Annotated in this window: 14 protein-coding genes; 9 read left to right on the forward strand and 5 right to left on the reverse strand. The window is 71.9% G+C overall.

Going from position 1 to position 20385, the window contains the following annotated elements:
* Positions 1 to 55 precede the first annotated feature (55 nt).
* The gene (locus VF289_RS13150) at positions 56 to 1444 is read left to right on the forward strand and encodes a UTP--glucose-1-phosphate uridylyltransferase (RefSeq protein ID WP_330884345.1); all 1389 of its coding nucleotides are present in this window, start codon (positions 56 to 58) and stop codon (positions 1442 to 1444) included.
* A 43-nt stretch (positions 1445 to 1487) separates the two neighbouring features.
* On the opposite strand, the gene VF289_RS13155 is transcribed toward VF289_RS13150, so the two are convergent.
* The 3 genes from VF289_RS13155 to VF289_RS13165 form a co-directional block, all read right to left on the reverse strand.
* Entirely contained in the window at positions 1488 to 2747 is a 1260-nt protein-coding gene (locus VF289_RS13155; RefSeq protein WP_330884346.1) for a glycoside hydrolase family 76 protein, read from the reverse strand.
* An 80-nt stretch (positions 2748 to 2827) separates the two neighbouring features.
* A complete protein-coding gene (locus VF289_RS13160; RefSeq protein WP_330884347.1) occupies positions 2828 to 3937 on the reverse strand; it encodes an acyltransferase family protein in 1110 nt (369 codons plus the stop codon).
* Positions 3938 to 4033: 96 nt separating this feature from the next.
* Positions 4034 to 7552 carry a bifunctional proline dehydrogenase/L-glutamate gamma-semialdehyde dehydrogenase gene (locus VF289_RS13165; RefSeq protein WP_330884348.1) on the reverse strand — a complete coding sequence of 1173 codons (3519 nt, stop codon included), beginning with the start codon at positions 7550 to 7552 and terminating at the stop codon, positions 4034 to 4036.
* A 291-nt stretch (positions 7553 to 7843) separates the two neighbouring features.
* Here VF289_RS13165 and VF289_RS13170 point away from each other — a divergent pair, with 291 nt between their 5' ends.
* The gene (locus VF289_RS13170; protein WP_330884349.1) at positions 7844 to 8227 is read left to right on the forward strand and encodes a hypothetical protein; all 384 of its coding nucleotides are present in this window, start codon (positions 7844 to 7846) and stop codon (positions 8225 to 8227) included.
* A 27-nt stretch (positions 8228 to 8254) separates the two neighbouring features.
* Here VF289_RS13170 and VF289_RS13175 read toward each other — a convergent pair whose 3' ends face one another.
* Together VF289_RS13175 and VF289_RS13180 are read right to left on the reverse strand one after the other, a co-directional pair.
* Positions 8255 to 8863, reverse strand: coding sequence for a thymidine kinase (locus tag VF289_RS13175; RefSeq protein WP_330884350.1), 609 nt, complete (start codon positions 8861 to 8863; stop codon positions 8255 to 8257).
* Positions 8864 to 8963: 100 nt separating this feature from the next.
* The gene (locus tag VF289_RS13180; protein WP_330884351.1) at positions 8964 to 10232 is read right to left on the reverse strand and encodes a GNAT family N-acetyltransferase; all 1269 of its coding nucleotides are present in this window, start codon (positions 10230 to 10232) and stop codon (positions 8964 to 8966) included.
* Between the two features lie 64 nt (positions 10233 to 10296).
* On the opposite strand from VF289_RS13180, the gene VF289_RS13185 reads away from it, so the two are divergent.
* From VF289_RS13185 to VF289_RS13215, 7 genes are all read left to right on the forward strand, one after another.
* A complete protein-coding gene (locus tag VF289_RS13185) occupies positions 10297 to 11331 on the forward strand; it encodes a sugar phosphate isomerase/epimerase (RefSeq protein WP_330884352.1) in 1035 nt (344 codons plus the stop codon).
* 106 nt (positions 11332 to 11437) lie between these two features.
* Positions 11438 to 12469, forward strand: coding sequence for a 3-oxoacyl-ACP synthase III (locus VF289_RS13190; RefSeq protein WP_330884353.1), 1032 nt, complete (start codon positions 11438 to 11440; stop codon positions 12467 to 12469).
* Positions 12463 to 15156: an alpha/beta fold hydrolase gene (locus VF289_RS13195; RefSeq protein ID WP_330884354.1), complete on the forward strand. Its 2694-nt coding sequence runs from the start codon at positions 12463 to 12465 to the stop codon at positions 15154 to 15156. The genes VF289_RS13190 and VF289_RS13195 overlap by 7 nt, the downstream gene beginning before the upstream one ends.
* Complete coding sequence (locus tag VF289_RS13200) at positions 15153 to 16145, forward strand: NAD-dependent epimerase/dehydratase family protein (RefSeq protein WP_330884355.1); 993 nt, start codon at positions 15153 to 15155, stop codon at positions 16143 to 16145. Before VF289_RS13195 ends, VF289_RS13200 begins: the two co-directional genes overlap by 4 nt.
* Before the next feature lie 49 nt (positions 16146 to 16194).
* Positions 16195 to 16926 (forward strand): vitamin K epoxide reductase family protein, encoded by a 732-nt coding sequence (locus VF289_RS13205; RefSeq protein WP_330884356.1) that lies wholly within the window; start codon positions 16195 to 16197, stop codon positions 16924 to 16926.
* A 191-nt stretch (positions 16927 to 17117) separates the two neighbouring features.
* A complete protein-coding gene (locus VF289_RS13210) occupies positions 17118 to 17999 on the forward strand; it encodes a helix-hairpin-helix domain-containing protein (RefSeq protein WP_330884357.1) in 882 nt (293 codons plus the stop codon).
* On the forward strand, positions 17996 to 20359 hold the full coding sequence (locus tag VF289_RS13215; protein WP_330884358.1) for a ComEC/Rec2 family competence protein: 2364 nt from the start codon (positions 17996 to 17998) through the stop codon (positions 20357 to 20359). Before VF289_RS13210 ends, VF289_RS13215 begins: the two co-directional genes overlap by 4 nt.
* Positions 20360 to 20385 lie beyond the last annotated feature (26 nt).

The following is a 20385-nucleotide window of genomic DNA, read 5'->3' on the forward strand; positions in this document are numbered from 1 at the left end:
CCGGTGATCGGGGCGGACGGAGCAGGTCCGCCGTCCGTCCCGATACCCTGGTCCCATGAGCATCGAAGGACTTCAGGCAGCGCAGCAGAAGATGGCGGACGCCGGGGTGGCGCAGACCGCGATCGACGTCTTCTCCCACTACTACGGGCAGCTCGAGGAGGGGGTGACCGGGACCATCCCCGAGGACACGATCGACCCCTACCTCGATCCGCCGCTGCTCGAGGACGTCTCGATCGACCCCGCCCACGCCAAGCAGGTCTTCGACCAGCTCGCGATCATCAACCTCAACGGCGGCCTCGGCACCTCGATGGGCCTGGACCAGGCGAAGTCCCTGCTGCCCGTGCGGGACGGCAAGAGCTTCCTGGACCTCCTCGTCGAGCAGGTCCTCGCCGCCCGTCGCGGCACCGGCTCCCGCCTGCCGCTGATCTTCATGAACTCCTTCCGTACCCGCGAGGACACCCTCGAGGTGCTCGCGAAGCACCCCGACCTGCCCGTCGGGGACCTGCCGCTGGACTTCCTGCAGAACATGGAGCCCAAGCTCCGCACGGACGACCTCACCCCGGTCGACTGGGACGCGGACCCTGCTCTGGAGTGGTGCCCGCCCGGCCACGGGGACATCTACACCGCCCTGCAGACCTCCGGCCTGCTCCAGCAGCTGCTGGATGCCGGGTTCACGTACGCCTCCGTCTCGAACTCCGACAACCTCGGCACGGTTCCCAGCCCCGTGCTCGCCGCCTGGTTCGCCTCCACCGGAGCGCCCTACGCCGCCGAGCTATGCCGTCGCACCCCCGCGGACCGCAAGGGCGGCCACCTCGCGGTGCGGAAGTCCGACGGCCGGCTCATCCTGCGCGACACCGCGCAGACCCCGGCCGAGGAGATGGACTACTTCACCGACGAGCACCGTCACCCCTTCTTCCACACCAACAACCTCTGGTTCGATCTCGAGCAGATGGCGGCGGTGCTGAAGGAGCGCGACGGCATCATGGGCCTGCCGCTGATCCGCAACGAGAAGACCGTGGATCCGGCGGACACGGCCAGCACCCCCGTCTACCAGATCGAATCCGCGATGGGCGCGGCGATCGAGGTGTTCGACGGGGCGACGGCGATCGTCGTGGGCCGTGACCGCTTCCTGCCGGTCAAGGCCACCAGCGACCTGCTGCTGGTGCGCTCCGACGCCTATGCCCTCGACGAGCGCTCGGCGCTCGTGCAGCAGGTCGACGCGGTGCCGGCCGTCTCCCTCCATGCCGGGTCCTACAAGCTGATCCAGGACTTCGAGCCGCGCTTCCCGTACGGGGTGCCCTCGCTCAAGGAGGCCAGCAGCCTCGACGTCCAGGGGGACTGGACGTTCGGCGCGGACGTCGCCGTGCACGGCGATGCGGTGCTCGGCGAGGAGGGTGGCGAGGTGCCCGAGGGGGCCCGCGTCGGCACCGTCGCCGCCGGCTGAGGCGCGCCCCGATACTGCCGGGGCGCGCCCTTCCCGGGCGGTGTCAGCTCAGATGGCGCCAGTGCGGGCGGCGCAGGCTCGCCAGGGCGAGGGACCGGGCGAAGCCGGCCTGGTCCAGCAGATGGGTGCCGTCCTCGGTCTCCCGGGAGCCGCTGACCAGGTTCGTCTCCGGGTCACGGCGGTCGCGCCAGAGCCTGTCGGCATAGGCCTCGGTGATCCGGCGACCGTTCATCCGTGCGCCGAAGATCGATTCGGCCAGCAGCAGGTTCGACAGCAGGATCGCGTTGAACTGGATCGGCTGATCGTCGAAGGCGGTGCCCTCGCCGAGCGGGTCGTAGTGCTCGATGATCGCCTCGACCAGGGCGAGCGCCCGGTCGCGGTGGGCGGCGTCGCCGGTGATCTCGTAGGCGAGGGCCTCGCAGCCCAGCGGCACGCCCTGGTTGTAGGTCCAGTGGGTGCGGTCGATCTCCCCGTCGGGCTTGATGTTGTCCCAGTACAGGCCGTTCGGGGCGAGCAGTGTGTCGCGGCCCCACGTCATCCATCGCAGGGCGTCCTCGAGGGCGGACTCCTCGCCGGTGAGCTGGTGCAGGCGCAGCGCGACCTTCGCCGAGGGGAAGGTGGAGACGGTGTTGCGGTCCTGGTTCCAGTCGCCCTGCGTCCACTCGATCCCGCCGGGGGAGGCGAGGGTGGGATCGGTGGACTCGCCGGAGCGGAACAGCTCCAACAGGGCGGCGGCGCGCTCCAGATCCCCGGCGGTGCCGTCGGTGAGCAGATGCTGCTCGATCTCGAGCAGGGCGATCCAGTCGTTGTCGTCGTAGAAGAAATCGCCGTGAGCGCCCTGGGCGGAGTCGGTGGCGGCGGTGTATCCGGGAAGACCGGTGGTGCCGCCCTGCGGATACCAGTACTGCTCCTGGGCGCGCAGCAGGGAGGCGTCCGCCGCGGCGAGGTCGAGGTCGCCGGCGTCCACGGGGCGGCCGGTCTGCTCCAGGACGGCGATGAGCTCTGTGACCCCTGCGCGTGCCTGGGAGAGCGGCCAGACGTAGGTGAACTCCGGATCACCGTCCTGGCGCGGCACCCGCTCGATGAGCATGTCCGGGTCGGTCTCCGCGCGGAATCGCGTCATCAGCGCCTCGGCCGCAGCGACGGCGCGGGCGGTCCGCTCCGGCGGGGGCGCGGTGCGCTCGGCAGGGACGGGCGCGGCGGCGGCCGTGGCGGTGGGGACGGCGGCGATTCCGGCGGCACTCGCACCGCCCACCAGCAGCTGGCGTCGAGTGGGGTCGGGAGAAGAGGAACTCTCGAGCATGGTGCGGCACCTCGATGTGTCGGGGATCAGGGGAACGCCGACACGCTATCGCGAGATGTGAGGTGGTGCACAGATGCGCATCAGGTGCGGCGACCCGCGTCCTTCACGCCCGGAGCGCCCTCTCGCACCAGGAATCTGCCGATCGGGGGATCGGTGAGCCAGCTGGTGAGGGTGGTGACCGGGCCCCGGGACAGCACCGCGGTCAGCGCCAGTCCGATGGCGATCAGCGGGATCGGCGACCACCAGGCCTCCACCCAGGACAGGGGTTCGTCCAGGTAGCGGATCGGCAGCAGGACCAGCGGGTGCAGGAGGTAGATCGTCAGGGATCGGGTGCCGAGGTCCGTCCACAGCGTCCTGCGCAGAGGCGTGGCGAGGAGCAGGGCGAGAGTCCCCAGCGCGCCGGCCCCGAGCACCAGCAGCTGCACGACGATGGCCAGCCACGTGTCGTACGGTCCCTCGGCGTAGCTCCCTCGCAGGAAGAAGCGGTCGACCGAGAGCTTCTCGTGAGTGGCGAGCGAGACCACCATCGCCAGGGCGAGGATCGCCGCTCCGATCAGCTCCCGATGCGGGAGGGTCTTGAGCCGGTGCAGCATCGCCGGGGTCGCGACCAGGCCCAGCACGAAGAACGGCATCATCTGGAAGAAGCGACCCAGCGAGAAGGTGCTGTCCAGGTGCTGGTCCAGCGGTGTGATCACGGCGAGGGCGACCGCGAACACGAGCGGGTGGCGCAGGCTGCGCAGCACCGGGGTCACCAGGCGCCACATCAGCAGCGCCAGCAGGAACCACAGCGTCCACGCCGAGGTGACGAACTCCAGGCGGAACTCCTGGCCCAGCAGCAGCGTCTTGCCCGCCTCATGGAGCAGCTGGAAGATCAGATAGGGGACCAGCATCGCCGTGAGCAGGCGCCGCACCTGGCGGGGCTCGTTGCGGTAGGAGCGGGAGAGGAAGCCGGAGATCGCGATGAATGCGGCCATGTGGAAGGAGTAGATCCAGATCCGGATCGACTCGCCGAGCCATCCCGAGGCCCCCTCGAAGCACTCCAGCGTGTGCCCGACCACGACCAGCATGATGAGGATGCCGCGGGCATTGTCCAGGAACGGGTCGCGCTCCGACGTCGTGGAGTTCGCAGGCGCCGCAGCGCCGCGGGCGGCGGCTCCGGAGGGCTGCCGGCGGGGAACGGCGTCGGTCATGGAACTCCTCGATGCTCGCGCATCGCTCATGTGCGGAACGATCGAGTCAGGGTACGTCGGCGTCTCGCGGCCCGGCCCGAGGCGCGCCCGGAGTGCTCAGCGGCGGCCGTGCTCCCTGCTCCTGCCGCGCTCCCAGCCCCTGCCGCCGGTGAGGTCCAGCGGGTGCGGGAGCGGATTGCCGTAGCGGTGGCTGGTCGCGCTGATCGCCTGCTCGTGCAGGAACGGGAGCAGCTCGACCCGACCCTCCGCGACGACGTCGCCGGTGAACAGCGCCACGTCGATGTGCTCGGCGAGCGAACGGTGCAAGGCCGGATCGGCGTCGCCGATGAGCCGGATCCGGGACTGCGTGAGCTGCGGTACCCGGGCCGCGAAGGCGGCCTCGTCCTCGTGGCGCACCGCGGACCTCGCGATCCCTGCCGCCCGCGCGACCGGGACGAGTTGCGAGTCGGAGACCGACACCTCCACCTCGGCGCCGACGGTCGCTGCGGCATGCAGCACCCGTTCCAGCGCCGGCGCCGCAGTGCCCGGGGCCGCACGGACCAGGACCGGCAGCGGCAGGTGCCGCAGCACGTTGATCTCGCCGTGCAGATCCTGCACATCCCGCGGCGCGAAGGTGGCCGTCCAGCGCTCACGGTCGCTGTGGCGGGCCTCGGCCAGCCACGCCTCCGGCTCGTCGACCGTGTCCGGTACGCCCTCGGCGTCCGCCCAGTCCATCAGGTGCACCAGGTAGTTGGGCCCGCCGGCCTTCGCCGTCTGCCCGATCGCCGAGCGCTTCCAGCCGCCGAAGGGCTGACGCTCCACGATCGCCCCGGTGATGCCGCGGTTGACGTAGAGGTTGCCGGCCTCGACATGCTCGGTCCACCAGGCGATCTCCGCGGGCTCGAGCGAATGCAGCCCGGCGGTGAGCCCGAAGGCGGTGCCGTTCTGGATCCGCACCGCCTCGTCGAGGGTCTCGGCATGGATCACGCCGAGGACCGGACCGAAGTACTCGGTGAGGTGGAACGCCGACCCCTCCTCGACCCCGGTGCGGACACCGGGGGAGAAGAGCGTGCCGGAGTCGTCGAGCTGTCGCGGCCTCGAGAGCCAGGCCTCGCCGTCCGCGAGCTCGGTGAGCCCAGAACGCAGCTTCTCTCCGGGGGGCTCGATCACCGGGCCCATCTGCACGGTCGGATCCGTGGGCAGGCCCACGTGCAGGCTCAGCACCGCATCGGCCAGCTGGGCCGAGAACCGGCGGGAGGTGGTGACCGATCCGACCGTGATCACCAGCGAGGCCGCCGAGCACTTCTGGCCGGCGTGCCCGAAGGCGCTCGCGGCGACGTCGCGTGCGGCGAGGTCGAGATCCGCCTGCGGGGTCACGATGATCGAGTTCTTGCCGCTGGTCTCGGCGAGGATTCGCAGCTCGGGCCGCCAGGAGGCGAACAGGGCGGCGGTGTCCGAGGCTCCGGTGAGGATCAGCTGCGAGATCCTCGGATCGGCGATCAGGGACCGGCCCACCTCGTCCTCCGGGACATCGACCAGCGTGAGCACGTGCTCCGGCACCCCGGCCTCCTGCAGCAGGCGTCCGATCAGCGCGCCGCAGCGCCGTGCCTGGGGCGCCGGCTTCATGATCACAGCGCTGCCCGTGACCAGGGCGGCGAGCACGCCGCCGGTGGGTATCGCGACCGGGAAGTTCCACGGCGGGGTGACCAGGGTCAGGGGCCGCGCCGCGGCACGGAGGGAGCCCGATCGCTCCAGCTGCTCGGCCTGCTCCGCGTAGTAGAGGGCGAAGTCGATCGCCTCGCTCACCTCGGGATCGCCCTGCTCGAGGGTCTTGCCGGTCTCGCTCGCCATCACCTCCAGCAGCTCGGCGCGGTGCGCGGCGAGGGTCCCGGCGACGCGGCGCAGGATCATCGCCCGCTTCTCCACGCCCAGCGCCTCCCAGGCGGGTTGGGCGTCGAGAGCGCGGGTGAGGATCTCGTCCACGGCCTGGACCGTCTGGACCCGGGCGGCGCGGGCCTCGGCGACACCGAGCTGCGAGCCGCGGATCCGATGGGTGATCCCGGCGGCCCACTCCTGGTTCATCGGGGTCGACAGATCGGTGTCGGGGGTGTTGCGGAAGGCCCCGGGGACCGCCGGCAGGGCAGCGGAGCCGAGTGGCAGGGAGCGCGCCCTGCCCGTGACCTCTGCGCCACGGTCCTGGTCACGATGGGTGATCGCCGAGTCCTCTCGCAGTGCACGCTCCAGCGACCGGGAGAAGCGCTGCTGCTCGCGGGCGAAGAGCTCGGCGGAGCTGTCCAGCTCGAAGGCTGCGGAGAGGAAGTTCTGCGAGGACGCGTTCTCCTCGAGACGTCGCACCAGGTAGGAGACGGCGACGTCGAAGTGGCGGGGATGCACGATCGGGACGTAGAGCCGCATCGTCCCGGTGGCCTCGCGCACCACGGCCTGCTGCCCGGGCGCCATCCCGGCGAGCATCTCGAACTCGACGCCGTGCCCTGGGCCCGCGGGGATGCTCCGCGCCTGCATCAGCAGAAGCGCGAAGGCGACATCGAAGAGGTTGTGCCCGGCCACCCCGAGGTGGACGGCCTCGAGCCGGTCGGGATCGAGCGCCTCGAGCAGCATGCGCTTGTACTGCGCATCGGTCTCCTCCTTGGACAGCAGCGGAGCCTGCGTCCAGCCGTGCACCGAGGCGTCGACCTGCTCCATCGCCAGGTTCGCGCCCTTGACCAGGCGCACCTTGATCGGGGCGCCGCCGTCGGCCACCCGGCGCTCGGCGAAACGACGCAGGCGGACCATCGCCGCCGGGGCGTCCGGCAGATACGCCTGCAGCACGATCCCCGCGTGCAGGGAGGCGAGCTCGGGACGATCCAGGAGCTTCTCGAAGACCTGCAGGGTCAGCTCGAGGTCCCGGTACTCCTCCATGTCCATGTTCAAGAAGGTGGGGCGGTCCCCGCGCGCCGCCTCGAGGTACAGCGGCAGCAGGGTCTCGACGATGTGGTCGACCGTCTCGGCCGCAGCCCACAGCGGCAGGTGGTCCACGATCGAGGACACCTTGATGGAGGCATAGTCGACGTCCTCCCGGGACACCAGCTCGCGCACGCCCTCGAGCCGGCGCGCGGCCTCCTGCGCGCCGAGCACCGCCTCTCCCAGGAGATTGATGTTCAGCTGGGTGCCGTCGGCCGTCAGGCGCCGGATCGAGGCGCCCAGCGGGCGTGGTCTCGCGTCCAGGATCAGATGGCCCACCATCCTCCGCATCGTGGCCTGCGCGGTGGGGACCACCACGGAGGGGGCGAGTGCGGACGCCGCGCCGCCCAGACCGATCACTCGGCGCAGCGGTGCGGGGAGGAACGCGGGAGGGTCCTGGGCCAGTCGGCGCAGCTCGACGCCGGCGGCGCGGGGGTCCTCCGGACGGATCACCCGGTCGACGAAGGCGAGCGTGAAGTCCAGCCCCTTCGGATCCTGGAGGAGGTCGGAGAGCATCTTCGCCGGTCCCGGGACCGGTCGGGACGCGGCGGCGTCCACCCAGGTCCGGACCTGCGCGGCGACCTCCTCGGTGCTCGGGACGGCGGCGCCGACGGGGCTCTCCAGCGGGGACTGCGAGGGATGCACGGGGGACAACGGGGTCTTCTCCTCGATCACGGGTCACGGCGACGATGCGGTGGAGCGGGCTGTCCGGGTCGGTGGAGCCGGAGTCCCCGCCCCCTGATCGTAGGTCGTGCGGCGCGGCCCGGACACCGCTGCGGGGCGCTGCTCGTGGAGGTTGTGTGACCGAAGTGGGACCGAAGTGGGACCGACGTGGGACGAGGTCGGGGACGCGGCGGGACGAGGGTTCGGCGCGGTGTCCGAGGACCGGTCGGTCGGCAGGCCTCCGGCGCCGCCCGGGGCTGTGGCACGATGCTGGTGACACACCGGACGATGCTGGAGGCAGCGATGAAGAAGTTCATTTTCCTGGCCGGACTCGCGATCGGCTTCGTGGTCGGCTCCCGGGCGGGCCGCGGCCCGTACGAGTCCCTCGAGCGCACCGCGCACAAGGTGGCAGAGGATCCCGAGGTCCAGCGCCGTGCCGCACAGGCCAAGGACACCGCGACCAAGGTCGCTCACGACACCGCCTCGACCGTCAAAGAGAAGGCCCCGGAGGTCGCCTCCAAGGCGCAGGGCGCCGTCAGCGATGCGGCAGGTTCCGCGAAGGAGCGCCTCAGCGGCTCCTCCGACGACCTGGACGGCGACGCCGCCGAGGTCGCCGAGAAGTCCGCAGGCAGCGCCCACGCCGGTGGCGACGCCGAGATCGGCGAGGACCGCCCGCTCAGCTCCTGAGCCGCAGCACCCCGCCGCGCGCCGGTGTCACCCGAGGACGGTGACGCCGGCGCGCTCCTGTTCCTGCAGGAAGCACGGACCGCACAGCGACATGTATGTCACGTCCTCGCCGTCGATCGCGACCTGCGCCCCCTCGAAGACGAAGGCACCCTGTACCGCTCGGCAGTTGAACTCGGCCTGGGAGCCGCAGCGGCACATGGTGGGCAGCTTCTCGATGTTGTCCGCGAGCTCGAAGAGGCGCGCGGCGCCGGGGAACATCACGGTGCGGAAGTCCGCCCGCAGGCCGTAGCAGATCACCGAGACGCCATCGAGCTTCGCGATCCGGAAGAGGTCGTCGATCTGGTGCGGTTCGAGGAACTGCGCCTCGTCCACGAGCACGCAGTGCAGAGGGCGCAGCCCGCGCTCGTCGGCCGTCGCGTCGACCCGTGCGCGCAGGTCGTCGCCCACTGCCGCGAGCACGTCCACCCGGCGCTTCGCCCCACCGCGGGCGACCACCCAGTCCTCGCCCTTGGTGTCCAGGGCAGGCTTCACGGTGAGGGTGTCCAGGCCCCGTTCGTCGTAGTTGTACGCGGTCTTGATGAGGGTGTCGGACTTTCCGGAGTTCATCGCTCCGTACTTGAAATGCAGCTTGGCCATGCGGGTGCTCCGGGGTGTCGGGGGGAGTCAGGGGTCCGAGGGGGAGGCTCGGGTCAGAAGGCGGGCGCCGGGATCAGACGATGACCAGACGATACTGAGGTCAGAAGGCGTCGAGCACGCTCGGGCGGGGACCGGCGAGCAGCGCGTCCACGAAGGCCTCGGTGGGGGCATCGGCCTCGGCGTGCAGGCCCAGGCGGCGGGCGTCGGCGAGGCTGCGACCACCGACCAGCAGCAGCGAGGCGGCATGGATGTCCAGGCGCGCTGTGCCCAGCGCGGCCGCGGGGCTCCCGCCCGGCACCGCAGCCGCCCCCGCCTCCGGTGCAGCGCCCTCCGTCTCCTCGAGCGCGGTGACCGTGCCCTCATGGGCCGAGACCAGGAAGCGCCCGGCGGCCCGGCAGGTGCCGGCCGGGACCGTGTCGTCCTCGACGATCAGGCGCACCGCGCCGTCGAGGTGCTGCGGTGCGCGACGGGCCTGCAGGGTCGCGGCCGTGTCGATCACCCGCATCATCACCAGCGGCACAGGGGAGGGATCGGGACGAGCTCCGCCCCCTGGCAGCAGATCCAGGACGGGGTCGTCGCTGCGCAGCCGCAGCCTGATCGATGCGGTGACGGTGGACCACGAACCCAGTGAATGCAGCAGTGCCTGCCGGTCGGCACGGGTGCGGCCGAAGAGCTCGTGCACCTCGATCCCGACCTCCTCGCCGCCGCGGCGCGACCAGGAGACGTAGCCGTGGGCCTCGCCGTCCGCGTCCTCGAGGAGCAGCGCGGACCACGGCAGCGGGGGCAGACCTGCCGGGAACAGCGGGGGCTCCCGACGCAGCAGGGCGTTCTCGCCCTCGCTCAGCGAGTGGTACAGCTCCCGCAGCCGGGGCATCGTCCGTTCGGTCACCGCCACGAGGCGTCGCCCCGGCACCGGCCGCAGCCGCTGCAGGTCCACCAGCGGCACGATCAGCGACTCGACCCGGGAGACCACCTGGTAGCCGTATCGGCGGTAGATCGACGGATTCGAGGGGTAGAGCATCGACAGCGGCATCGTCTCGGCCTGGCAGCGGGCGATGATCGCGGTGAGCAGCTCGCCGAACAGCCCGTCCCCACGGTGCGCCGGATGCACGGCGAGCCCCGAGACACCGCCGCAGCGGGCCAGGCCTCCGCCGAGGACCACCTGGTCGTGCCTGATCCTGGCACCGGCGGCGATCACCCCGTCCTCTCCACCCGGCAGGGTGGAGGCGTCGATGCCGAGCGCGGTCTCACCGGCGGCGAAGCCCTTCGCGACCTCGGGGGACGACGGATCGAAGCTGCCGCCGAAAGCACCGGAGGTCATGGTCCTGTAGCCGACGAGGTCCTCGGCGGTGAGATCGCGAACACGCATGGACAGGAGTCTAGGACGCGCGCTGTTGCATACTGACCACGCCCGTCCAGCCCGAGGAGATGCCGTGAGCCCACGCCGTGACCATCCGTCGGCGGATGCACCGCGAGACGGTGCCCGCAAGCCCCTGACCCGGCCCAGCAGCGCACATCGCACGGCGCGGGAGAAGCTCTCCCGGCGGCTCTCCGCAGGGGACCCCCGCAGCGACCAGGACCCCCAGCGACGGATCCCGGTGGGCCTGTCCACCTCGTCCGTCTTCCCCGCCGGGGTCGAGGAGGGCTTCCGCCTCGCGCAGAAGATCGGCTACGACGGCATGGAGGTGATGGTCTCCTATCCCAAGGACAGCCAGGACCCGACTCTCCTGCGCGAGTACTCGGAGCGGTACCAGCTGCCGATCCTCTCGCTCCACGCCCCCACCCTGTTCTTCCTGCAGGGGCTCTGGGGTCGTGACGCCTGGGTGAAGATCGAGCGCACGATCGAGATCGCCAAGGAGCTCGAGGTCCCCACCATCGTGGCGCATCCGCCGTTCCGCTGGCAGGGGAAGTACGCCCGCGGCTTCGTCGAGGGGGTCGCCGCGCTCGAGGAGGAGCACGGGATCGCGATCGCGGTCGAGAACATGTATCCCTGGCGGCTCGGCGTGCGGGAGCTGCTGAACTATCTGCCCGACCACGACCCGACGGACGAGGAGTACTCCCACGTCACCGTCGACCTCTCGCACGCCGCGACCGCGGGCGACGATGCGCTGGAGATGATCGAGCGGCTCGGGGCCCGGCTCACCCACCTGCACCTGGCGGACGGCTCCGGCAGGACCACCAAGGACGAGCACCTGCCGCCCGGCGAGGGCAACCAGCCGTGCGCCGAGGTGCTGCGACGCCTGGCCAACCGCGGCTGGGAGGGATCGGTGCTGCTCGAGGTCACCACCAGCGGCAATCCAGAGATCCGCGAGCGCACCCTGCGCCAGAGCCTGGCCTTCGCCCGCCATCACCTCGGTCACCACCTCGAGGGCGAACCCGCCCCGGGCGAGATCGACGGGGGAGAGGAGCGCGAGGGCGGCGCCGGAGACGGTCCCGACAGGGGTGGCGTGGGATCCACCACCCCGTGAGGGCGTCCCCAGGTGCAGGTGTGACAATGACGGATGCAGGCACCGGGCCCGTCCCGGCGACCCGCCACGACGACGGCCACACGGAACGACGAGGTAGCGCACGCTGATGGGGAACGGGAACACAGGGATCGTCCACAGGAACACCAGCCTGCTCGCGGTCGAGATGAGCCTCCCGCAGGTCACGGTGACCTCCGACGACATCGACGAGATGCTCTCCCCGGCCCGCAAGCGCCTGCGGCTGCCCAAGGGCGTGCTGCAGCGAGTGGCCGGCGTCTATGAGCGCCGCTGGTGGCGCGACCGGGACAACGGCTGGAAGCAGGGTGTCGTGCTCGCCGCGGAGCGTGCGATGGCGAAGGCCGGGATCATGCGCGACCAGGTCGGCCTGCTGATCAACGCCTCCGTGTCCCGCCAGCACCTGGAGCCGGCGGTCTCCACCGGGATCCACCACTCCCTGGGCCTGCCCTCCAGTGCGATGAACTTCGACATCACCAACGCCTGCCTCGGCTTCGTCAACGCCATGACGATGGCCTCGAGCATGATCGACTCCGGCCAGATCAAGTACGCCCTGGTGGTGGGCGCGGAAGACGTCGAGGAGGTGCAGCGCGGCACCATCGACCGCCTGAACTCCAAGACCTCCACCCGTGCGGACTTCAACAACCAGTTCGCCTCCCTCACCCTGGGCTCCGGCGCGGCCGCCGCCGTGCTCGGCCCGACGGATGAGCATCCCGAGGGGCACCGGCTCAAGCACACCCAGGCGCGCGCCGGCACCGAGCATCACGAGCTGTGCGTGGCGAACATGCAGGACATGCGCACGGATTCCGCCGGTCTGCTCGAGAACGGCATCCAGCTCATCCTGGACACCTGGAAGGGCGCCAACGAGGCCGGATACGACTTCAAGAACCTCGACATCGTGATCCCGCACCAGGTCTCCACGGTCTACATCCGCAACTTCTCCAAGATCACCGGGGTGGGGATGGACCGCATCCCGATGACGCTCGCGGACTGGGGCAATGTCGCCGCCGAAGCGGTGCCGATGACCCTCGCGCATCATCAGGACTCGATAGAACGGGGCCAGCGCGTGCTGCTGATGGGCGTCGGCTCAGGACTCAACACCGGGATGATGGAGGTCGAGTGGTGAGCACCAAGGGCAGCACCGGGCGCCGTCGCGCCACGCTCGAGGAGACTCCCGCCCTGCCGGGCGTGGATCCTCGCCTCAGCCGCACCCTCGAGGTGCGCGACCACACCGGCGAGAAGCGTCGCTGGCACCTGCTGGACTCCGGTCCGCTGCTGGCCGAGCGCGGCATCACCCCGCGCGGCACGCTGCTGGCCGTCCACGGCAACCCCACCTACTCCTTCCTGTTCCGCTCTCTGGTGCGGGACGACATCCCGTGGCGCCTGATCGCGGTGGACCAGCTGGAGATGGGCTGGTCCGAGCGCACCGGCGTGAAGCGCCGCTACCAGGACCGCATCACCGACCTGTCGCTGCTCACGGACGCGCTGTCGCTGCGCGGCCCGGTGGTCACCGTCGGCCACGACTGGGGCGGGCTGGTCTCCGCGGGCTGGGCACTGGACAACCGCCACGACCTCGCCGGGATGATCCTCACCAACACCGGCGTCCATCAGAAGCTCGAGGAGGCGCTGCCGAAGGCGCTGCAGCTCGCGACCGCCCCCTGGTTCCGGACCCCCTCGACCTCGGTGACCGACACCTTCCTGCGCACCACCCTGTCGCTGTCCAAGCCCGCGCTGCCGCGCGAGGTGCAGGACGCCTACCTCGCCCCCTACCGCGGTCGTTCGCGCCGGCTCGGCATCGACCAGTTCGTCGCCGACATCCCCGCCGCCGCCGACCATCCCTCCCGGACCACCCTCGAGCGGGTCGCCGAGGGGCTCACCGAGCTCCGCGTCCCGACGCTGTTCGCCTGGGGTCCGCGAGACATCACCTTCTCCGACCGTTTCCTGCGCGATCTGATCCAGCGTGTGCCCCATGCGGACGTCCATCGCTTCGAGGGCGCCTCCCACCTGGTGTGGGAGGACGCCGACGTCGCCGGCCTGGTCGCCGACTGGCTCGAGACCACCTTCGGCACCGCGGAGCAGCCCCGCACCGAGGCGCCGGCCTGGCACCCGGTGTCCTCCGCCGCCGAGCAGGCGCCCGAGCGCCCCATCAGCGCCCGGCTCGCCGAGCTCGCCGCCGACCCCCGTCACGCGCACCGCCCGGCCGTGGTCGAGCTCAGCGGTCCCGACGGCGAACCGCGGGAGATCTCCTGGTCGCTGCTGGACCGCAGGGTCGACGACATCGCCGCGGGGCTGCTCTCCCACGGCGTCCGACCCGGGGACAGGGTCAGCCTGCTGGTCACCCCCGGCGCGGACCTCACCGGAGTGCTCTACGCCTGCTTCCGGATCGGTGCCGTGGCCGTGGTCGCAGATGCCGGGCTCGGCATCCCGGGCCTGACCCGCGCGGTCATCGGCTCGCACCCGGACTGGTTCATCGGCATCAAGCGGGCACTGGTCGGCGCCAGGGCGCTCGGCTGGCCCGGCCGCCGCCTCTCGGTCGAGCAGCTGCCCACGGTGGATCGCACCGCTCTCGGCGTGGAGACCTCCATCGCCGAGCTCGCCCGCTCCGGCTCGCTGCAGCGGGAGCTCGGTGCGCCGCTCGATGCGGCGTGGCCCGACCCCGATGCGGACGCCGCGATCCTGTTCACCTCCGGGTCCACCGGGCCCGCCAAGGGCGCCGTGCTGACCCATCGCCAGCTGGGCGCGATGTTCACCGCTGTGGGCGACACCCTGGATCTGGCGCCCGAGCGCGGACTGGTCGCGGGTTTCGCGACCTTCGCCCTGCTGGGCCCGGCGCTGGGTGCGCCGACGGTGGTGCCCGACATGGACATCATGCGGCCGGGCGATCTCACTGCGCCGGCTCTGGCCGAGGCGATCGACGCGCTGGGCAGCCCGGCGGTGTTCACCGCTCCCGCCGCGCTGCGCAACATCATCGACACCGCGGACCAGCTCGACGAGACCGGCCGGGCCGCCATGGCCCGTGCGGCGAGCTTCTTCTCCGCCGGTGCCCCCATCCCCGCGCCGCTGCTGCGCGAGCTGCGCACCCTGATGCCGAATGCGCGGGCGCTGACCCCGTACGGCATGACCGAGTGCCTGGCCGTCGCCGCGATCGACCTCGAGGGCATCGAGGATGCCGGCGAGGGGTCCGGAGTCTGCGTCGGGCGTCCGGTGCCGCGGGTCGAGATCGCCATCGCCGTGATGGACGAGCTCGGCACCACCACCGGAGAGATCACCCGGGACGCCGAGGTGAGGGGCGAGATACTGGTGCGCGCGCCGCACGTCCGCGACCGCTACCTCATGCTCTGGCGCACCACGCACACCTCGATGCGCTTCGAGGGCTGGCACGCCACCGGCGACGTCGGCCATCTGGACCGTGAGGGACGGCTGTGGGTCGAGGGTCGTGCGGCGCACGTCCTGGCCACCCCCGACGGCCTGCTCACGCCCGTCCAGGTCGAGGGCGCCGCAGAGTCCGTGCCGACGGTGCGCCGCGCCGGCGCGGCCGTCGTCGGCCCCCGCGGCACCCAGCAGATCGTGGTCGTGCTCGAGACCGTGGACGGCTACCGCCCGGGGAAGGCAGGCCGTCCCCGCCCTGCCGAGCCCTCCCTCCAGGAGGCCGTGCGCCGCGCGGTGCGCGAGCGCTCCGGTGCGGAGGTGGTCGCGGTGTTCACCACCAGCTCGCTGCCCACGGACATCCGCCACAACTCGAAGATCGACCGCGCGGCGCTCTCTCGCTGGTCCGAGCAGACCCTCTCCGGGGAACGGGCGGACGCCCTGTGAGCGCTCCGACGGTCCTGGTCACCGGCGCCTCCGGCATGCTCGGCGGTGCCGTCGCGACCGTGCTGCGGGACCGTGGCGCGAGCGTGCGCGCCTTCCAGCGCCGCCCGGCCGGGATCGACGGGGTGCAGGACGTGCTCGGCGCCCTCACCGAGGCCGAGGACGTGCGCCGGGCGGTGGAGGGCGCCGACGCGGTGATCCACCTCGCCGCCAAGGTCTCCCTCTCCGGGCCGGAGCACGAGTACCGGGCGATCAACATCGACGGCACCCGCCACGTGGTCGACGCCCTGCGATCCCAGGGTGGGGGAGCGCTCGTGAACGTCTCCTCCCCGTCGGTCGCCCATCTGGGCCGGGCGATCGTCGGCGCCGATGCCACCTCCGCGGATCCCTCGCGGGCCCGCGGACCGTACGCCCGCACCAAGGCCGCCGCCGAGCTGCTCGCCATGGAGGCGGACGGCTCGCAGGACCTGCTGGTCACCTCGATCCGCCCCCATGTGGTGTGGGGTCCCGGTGATACCCAGCTGGTGGGCCGGATCGTGGACCGGGCCCGTCGAGGCAGGCTGCCGCTGCTGGATCACGGCATGGCGCTGATCGACACCACCTACGTCACCAACGCCGCGGAGGCGATCGTCGCCGGATTCGACCGGATCCAGGAGGTGCACGGGGAGAGCTTCGTGGTCTCCAACGGCGAGCCCCGCACCGTGCGCGACGTCTTCGCCGGCTGGTGCGAGGCCGCTGGCGTGCCCGCGCCGACCCTGCGCGTCCCCGGCAGCGCGGCACGCTTCGCCGGACGCGTCATCGAGCGGCTCTGGGAGAAGCGCCCCGGGCACGATGAACCGCCGATGACGGAGTTCCTCGCCGAGCAGATGTCCACGGCGCACTGGTTCGACCAGCGCCGCACCCGCGAGCGCCTGCAGTGGACGCCCCGGGTGAGCATGGACGAGGGCAACGCCCGCCTCGCCACCTGGTTCCGCGAGCACCCCGTCCGCTGAACTCCGGTCACGGATCCCGACCCCCCGCACGGAAGAGCACGGTCATCTCATGAACTCGATACCCACCGGCCCTGCGGGGCCTGCAGAGCCCGCTGATCATCCGGAGAGGGCAGGACGCTCGGGGAACGCCGAGCCCGATGCAGATCTGCTGGCCGAGATCGACGCGGAGATCGCCGCGGAGCGTTCGGCGACGCCGCGTGCCGGGCAGCGCCTCGCCGGGCTGGTGCTGCTGATCGGCGGGCTGATCGGCTGGATCTCCTCTCTCGAGCTGCAGGTCGGCAAGGAGTTCCTGCTCGCGAATCCCGGGGCGAGCCTCGCCTGCGACGTGAATCCGCTGATCTCCTGCGGCAGCGTGATGATGACCTGGCAGTCCGCCGCGCTGGGGATCCCGAACATGGCGATCGGTCTGGGCGGTTTCGCGATCATGGGCCTGCTCGGCGCGCTGATGGTCTCGGGGACCCACCTGCCCTCCTGGGTCCGCTGGGCCCGGCTGGGCGGCATGACCTTCGCCTTCGGCTATGTGCACTTCCTGGCCATCTCCGCGATCTTCCTGATCCGGGCGCTGTGCCCCTGGTGCATGGTGATCTGGACCATCACGGCACCGATGTTCTTCGTGACCCTCGCTCGCACCATCGAGAGCGGCGATCTGCGGCTCCCCGCCCCGCTGGGGAACCTGCTGCGCCGATGGGTGGTGCTGACGCTGCTGTGGTACCTGCTGGTCGTGGTCGTCATCGGCGTGGCCTTCCGCCACCAGTGGCTGATGATGCTGGGCCTGGGCTGACTCTGTGACTCCGGCGCCGCCGCGCTGATCCCACGGCGGCGACTGCACCGCACCGCTCCCACGGCGCTGACGCTGCCGGACCGACCCCACCGCTGTGACGCTGCCCGGACCGTTCCTCCCCAGAGGCTCCACGTCCCCAGAGGTGTGCTCCGCCGGGAGCAGGAGGCCCGCGCCCGCCTAGGTTGACGGGCATGGGACAGGACATCGGATCCGAGCGGCCACGGAGCGGCCGTGCTGGACGGCACCGCCGCACCGGTCAGGCGCTGATCGAGCGTCGGGATCACGTCGAACCGTCGCGGGCCCGGAGATTCTCGCTGCCGGCACCGTCCCCCTCGGCGCTCGTGGGGGTGGCGGTGCTGGTGCTGATCGCTGTGGGGGTCGTCCACCTCTCCGGAACCGGTTCCGCGGTGCCGCTCGAGACGGAGACCGCAGCGGCGGCATCGGCCGATCCGGCGGCGCCGAGCGCGCCCGCCGACGTCCCGGAGGCCGGGGAGGGCTCGGCATCAGAGGGCGGCGAGATGCCGGCGAGCAGTGCCCCCACCGTGGACGGAGCGGAGCAGCAGGATTCGAGCCCGGCGCCGCAGGAGAGCCGTGAGCTCATCGTCCACGTCTCCGGCGCGGTCACGGCGCCCGGCGTGGTGAGGCTCCCCGGCGGAGCCCGGGTCGATGACGCGCTCAGCGCGGCCGGTGGACCGACCGCAGAGGCGGACCTCACCGCGGTCAACCTCGCCCGGCCCCTCGTCGATGGCGAGCAGGTCCATGTCCCGGTGCCGGGGGAGGACCCGCGACCACAGCCGGGCGACGCCCCTGGATCCGGGGACGGGCACGCCGATGGGGCCGACGCGGGCGCCGACGGCGCGGCCTCGGGCCCCGACGCTGCAGGCGCGATCGACCTGAACACGGCGAGCCTCGCGGAGCTGGAGGAACTGCCCGGGGTCGGGCCCGCGATCGCCCAGCGGATCCTCGAGCACCGGGAGAAGAACGGTCCGTTCGAGTCGGTGGACGGCCTGCTCGAGGTCTCCGGCATCGGGCCGGCCACCCTCGAGGAGATCCGTCCGAAGGCCACCGTATGACCCGCGGTGACCTGCGCCTGCTGCCCGGAGCGACCTGCATATGGGCACTTGCGGTGCTCGGAGTCACCGCGGGTACCGCCGCTGCCATCGCCGGTGGCGCAGTGCTGATCGCCCTCGCACTGACCGCCATCACGCTCCTCGGTCCCACCCGCTCGGCGCAGGCGATCTTCGCGCACCTCGGGATCGTGGTGCTGGCCGGTGCGCTGCTGTTCCCGGCGCTGCAGCGTCACGGAGGCACCGACGACGCCCTCTCGGCCGCCGCGGAGCAGGGACTGATCGTGGAGCTCACCGTGGTCGCGGCAGCGGACCCCGCCGTCCCGGCGAGCGGGCCGCAGTGGTCCCGTTCAGGCCAGCAGATGCGGGCCCGGACCGTGCGAGCACCCGCTCGGATCGGTCGGGACACCGTCGTCCTGCCCGGGTCGATGCCCGTGCTCGTGCGCGCCTCGGGCGCGGCAGCACGGGATCTCGCCCGGGTGCGGGACGGGGATGCGGCCCAGCTGCGAGGGCGCGTGTCGGTCAGCGGAGACCTGGTCGTCCTGCGCGTCACCGAGGTGCACCCGGTGAGAGGCGGTGCCCTCACCAGAAGCGCGCAGTCCGCACGGCACCAGCTGCGCGAGCAGGCGCGTCGGGCCACTGCCCATCTGCCTCCCGACGAGGCCGCCCTGGTGCGGGGAATGACCACCGGCGACACCCGTGGGATGGGGGAGCAGACGGAGGAGATCATGCGCCGCGCCGGGATCTCGCACCTGGTCGCCGTCTCCGGCGCGAACATCGCACTGGTGCTCGCCGCGGTGCTGGGACCGCTGCTGCTGGCCGGGGTGCGCAGGCGGCCCCGCCTGCTCGCCGCAGGGATCGTGGTCGCTGGTTACGTCTGGCTGGTCGGCGACGAGCCGAGCGTCCAGCGAGCCGCCACCATGGCCGCACCGCTGCTGGCCGCACGCTTCGCCGGTGTGCGCGCCTCACCGGTGGCGGCTCTCGCCCTCACCGTCGCGCTGTGGTCCGTGCTGGATCCGGTGACCGCTGCATCGATCGGCTTCCTGCTCTCCGCCCTCGCGACGGCGGCGATCCTGCTGGCCGCGCCGCCGCTCGCGGCGGTGATCGCCGAGGCCTCAGGAGACAGGATCGGGCGGACCGCGGCCCTCGTGCTCGCCGTCCCGCTGGTCGCGCAGCTGGTGTGCACCCCGGTCCTGATCCTGCTGACGCCGGAGCTCTCGGTGTGGGCGGTGCCGGTGAACCTGATCGTGGGACCGCTCGTGGGGCCCTCCACCGTGATCGGTCTGCTGGCCCTCGTGATCGGGACGCTCTGGCCTGCCGCCGCATCGCTGCTGTGGACGATCGCCGCCGGGGGCGCCCATCTCGTGCTGCTGATCGCACGCACCGCGGACTCTCTGCCGGGGTCCCGCATCGCGGTCCCCGAGGGAGCTCCCGGTCTGCTGCTCGCCGTCGCCGTGCTGATCATCGCGGCGATCGCGATCGCGTGCCGTCGCCTGCCGGTCGTGCGGTGGGTGGTGGCGGGCCTGCTGGTGGTGGCCCTCGCCCCGGGGGCGGCACGGCTGGTCCCTCTCGGCGGCGACCAGGAGTGGCGTCTCGCCCTGTGCGCCGTCGGCCAGGGCGACGCCCTGCTGCTGCGTCCCCGGACCCCGGACGGCGCCGCCGCCACCGTGCTGATCGACACGGGCCCGGACCCCGCCGCGCTGAGCCGGTGCCTGGACCGGCTCCGGGTGGGTCGGATAGACCTGCTGGTGCTGACCCATCCTCATGCGGACCACACCGGGGGCAGGGCTGCGCTGAGCGGATCGCGCACGCCGACGGCGCAGTGGATCTGCCCGCTGCCCGAGGCCGCGGAGGACGTCGTCCCCGAGGTCCCGACCACGGTCGCTGTCACCGGACAGTCCTGGGAGAGCCCAGGACTGCTCCTGCGTGTGCTGTGGCCCGGCTCCGCAGAGGACGCCCGCCGCGCGAGTGCGGCCGAGCACGGCGCGGGGGAGGGGGACGCGGCCAACGACTGCTCGATCGCGCTCGAGGCGAACTGGGAGGACGGCACCCGCCTGATCGCCCTCGGGGACCTCGAGCCCGCGGCCCAGGCCGAGGTCGCGGCGCTGTCCCCGGGCCCGACCGACATCGTCAAGGTCGCCCATCACGGATCCCGCTTCCAGCACGATCCGCTCTACCGGCAGCTCGACGCCGAGCTCGCCCTGGTCCCGGTGGGACAGGACAACAGCTTCGGCCATCCCACCGATGAGCTGCTGGACCTGATGGAGGACACCGGTGCACAGGTGCTGCGCACCGATGTCCACGGCACCGTGGTGCTGCCGCTCGATGACGCCTCGACGGCGCGCAGCGTCGGCCCCGCCCGATAGGATCGTCCGGTCCCCCAGCAGTCAGG

It is taken from the genome of Brachybacterium sp. (assembly GCF_036379615.1).
Classification (GTDB): domain Bacteria; phylum Actinomycetota; class Actinomycetes; order Actinomycetales; family Dermabacteraceae; genus Brachybacterium.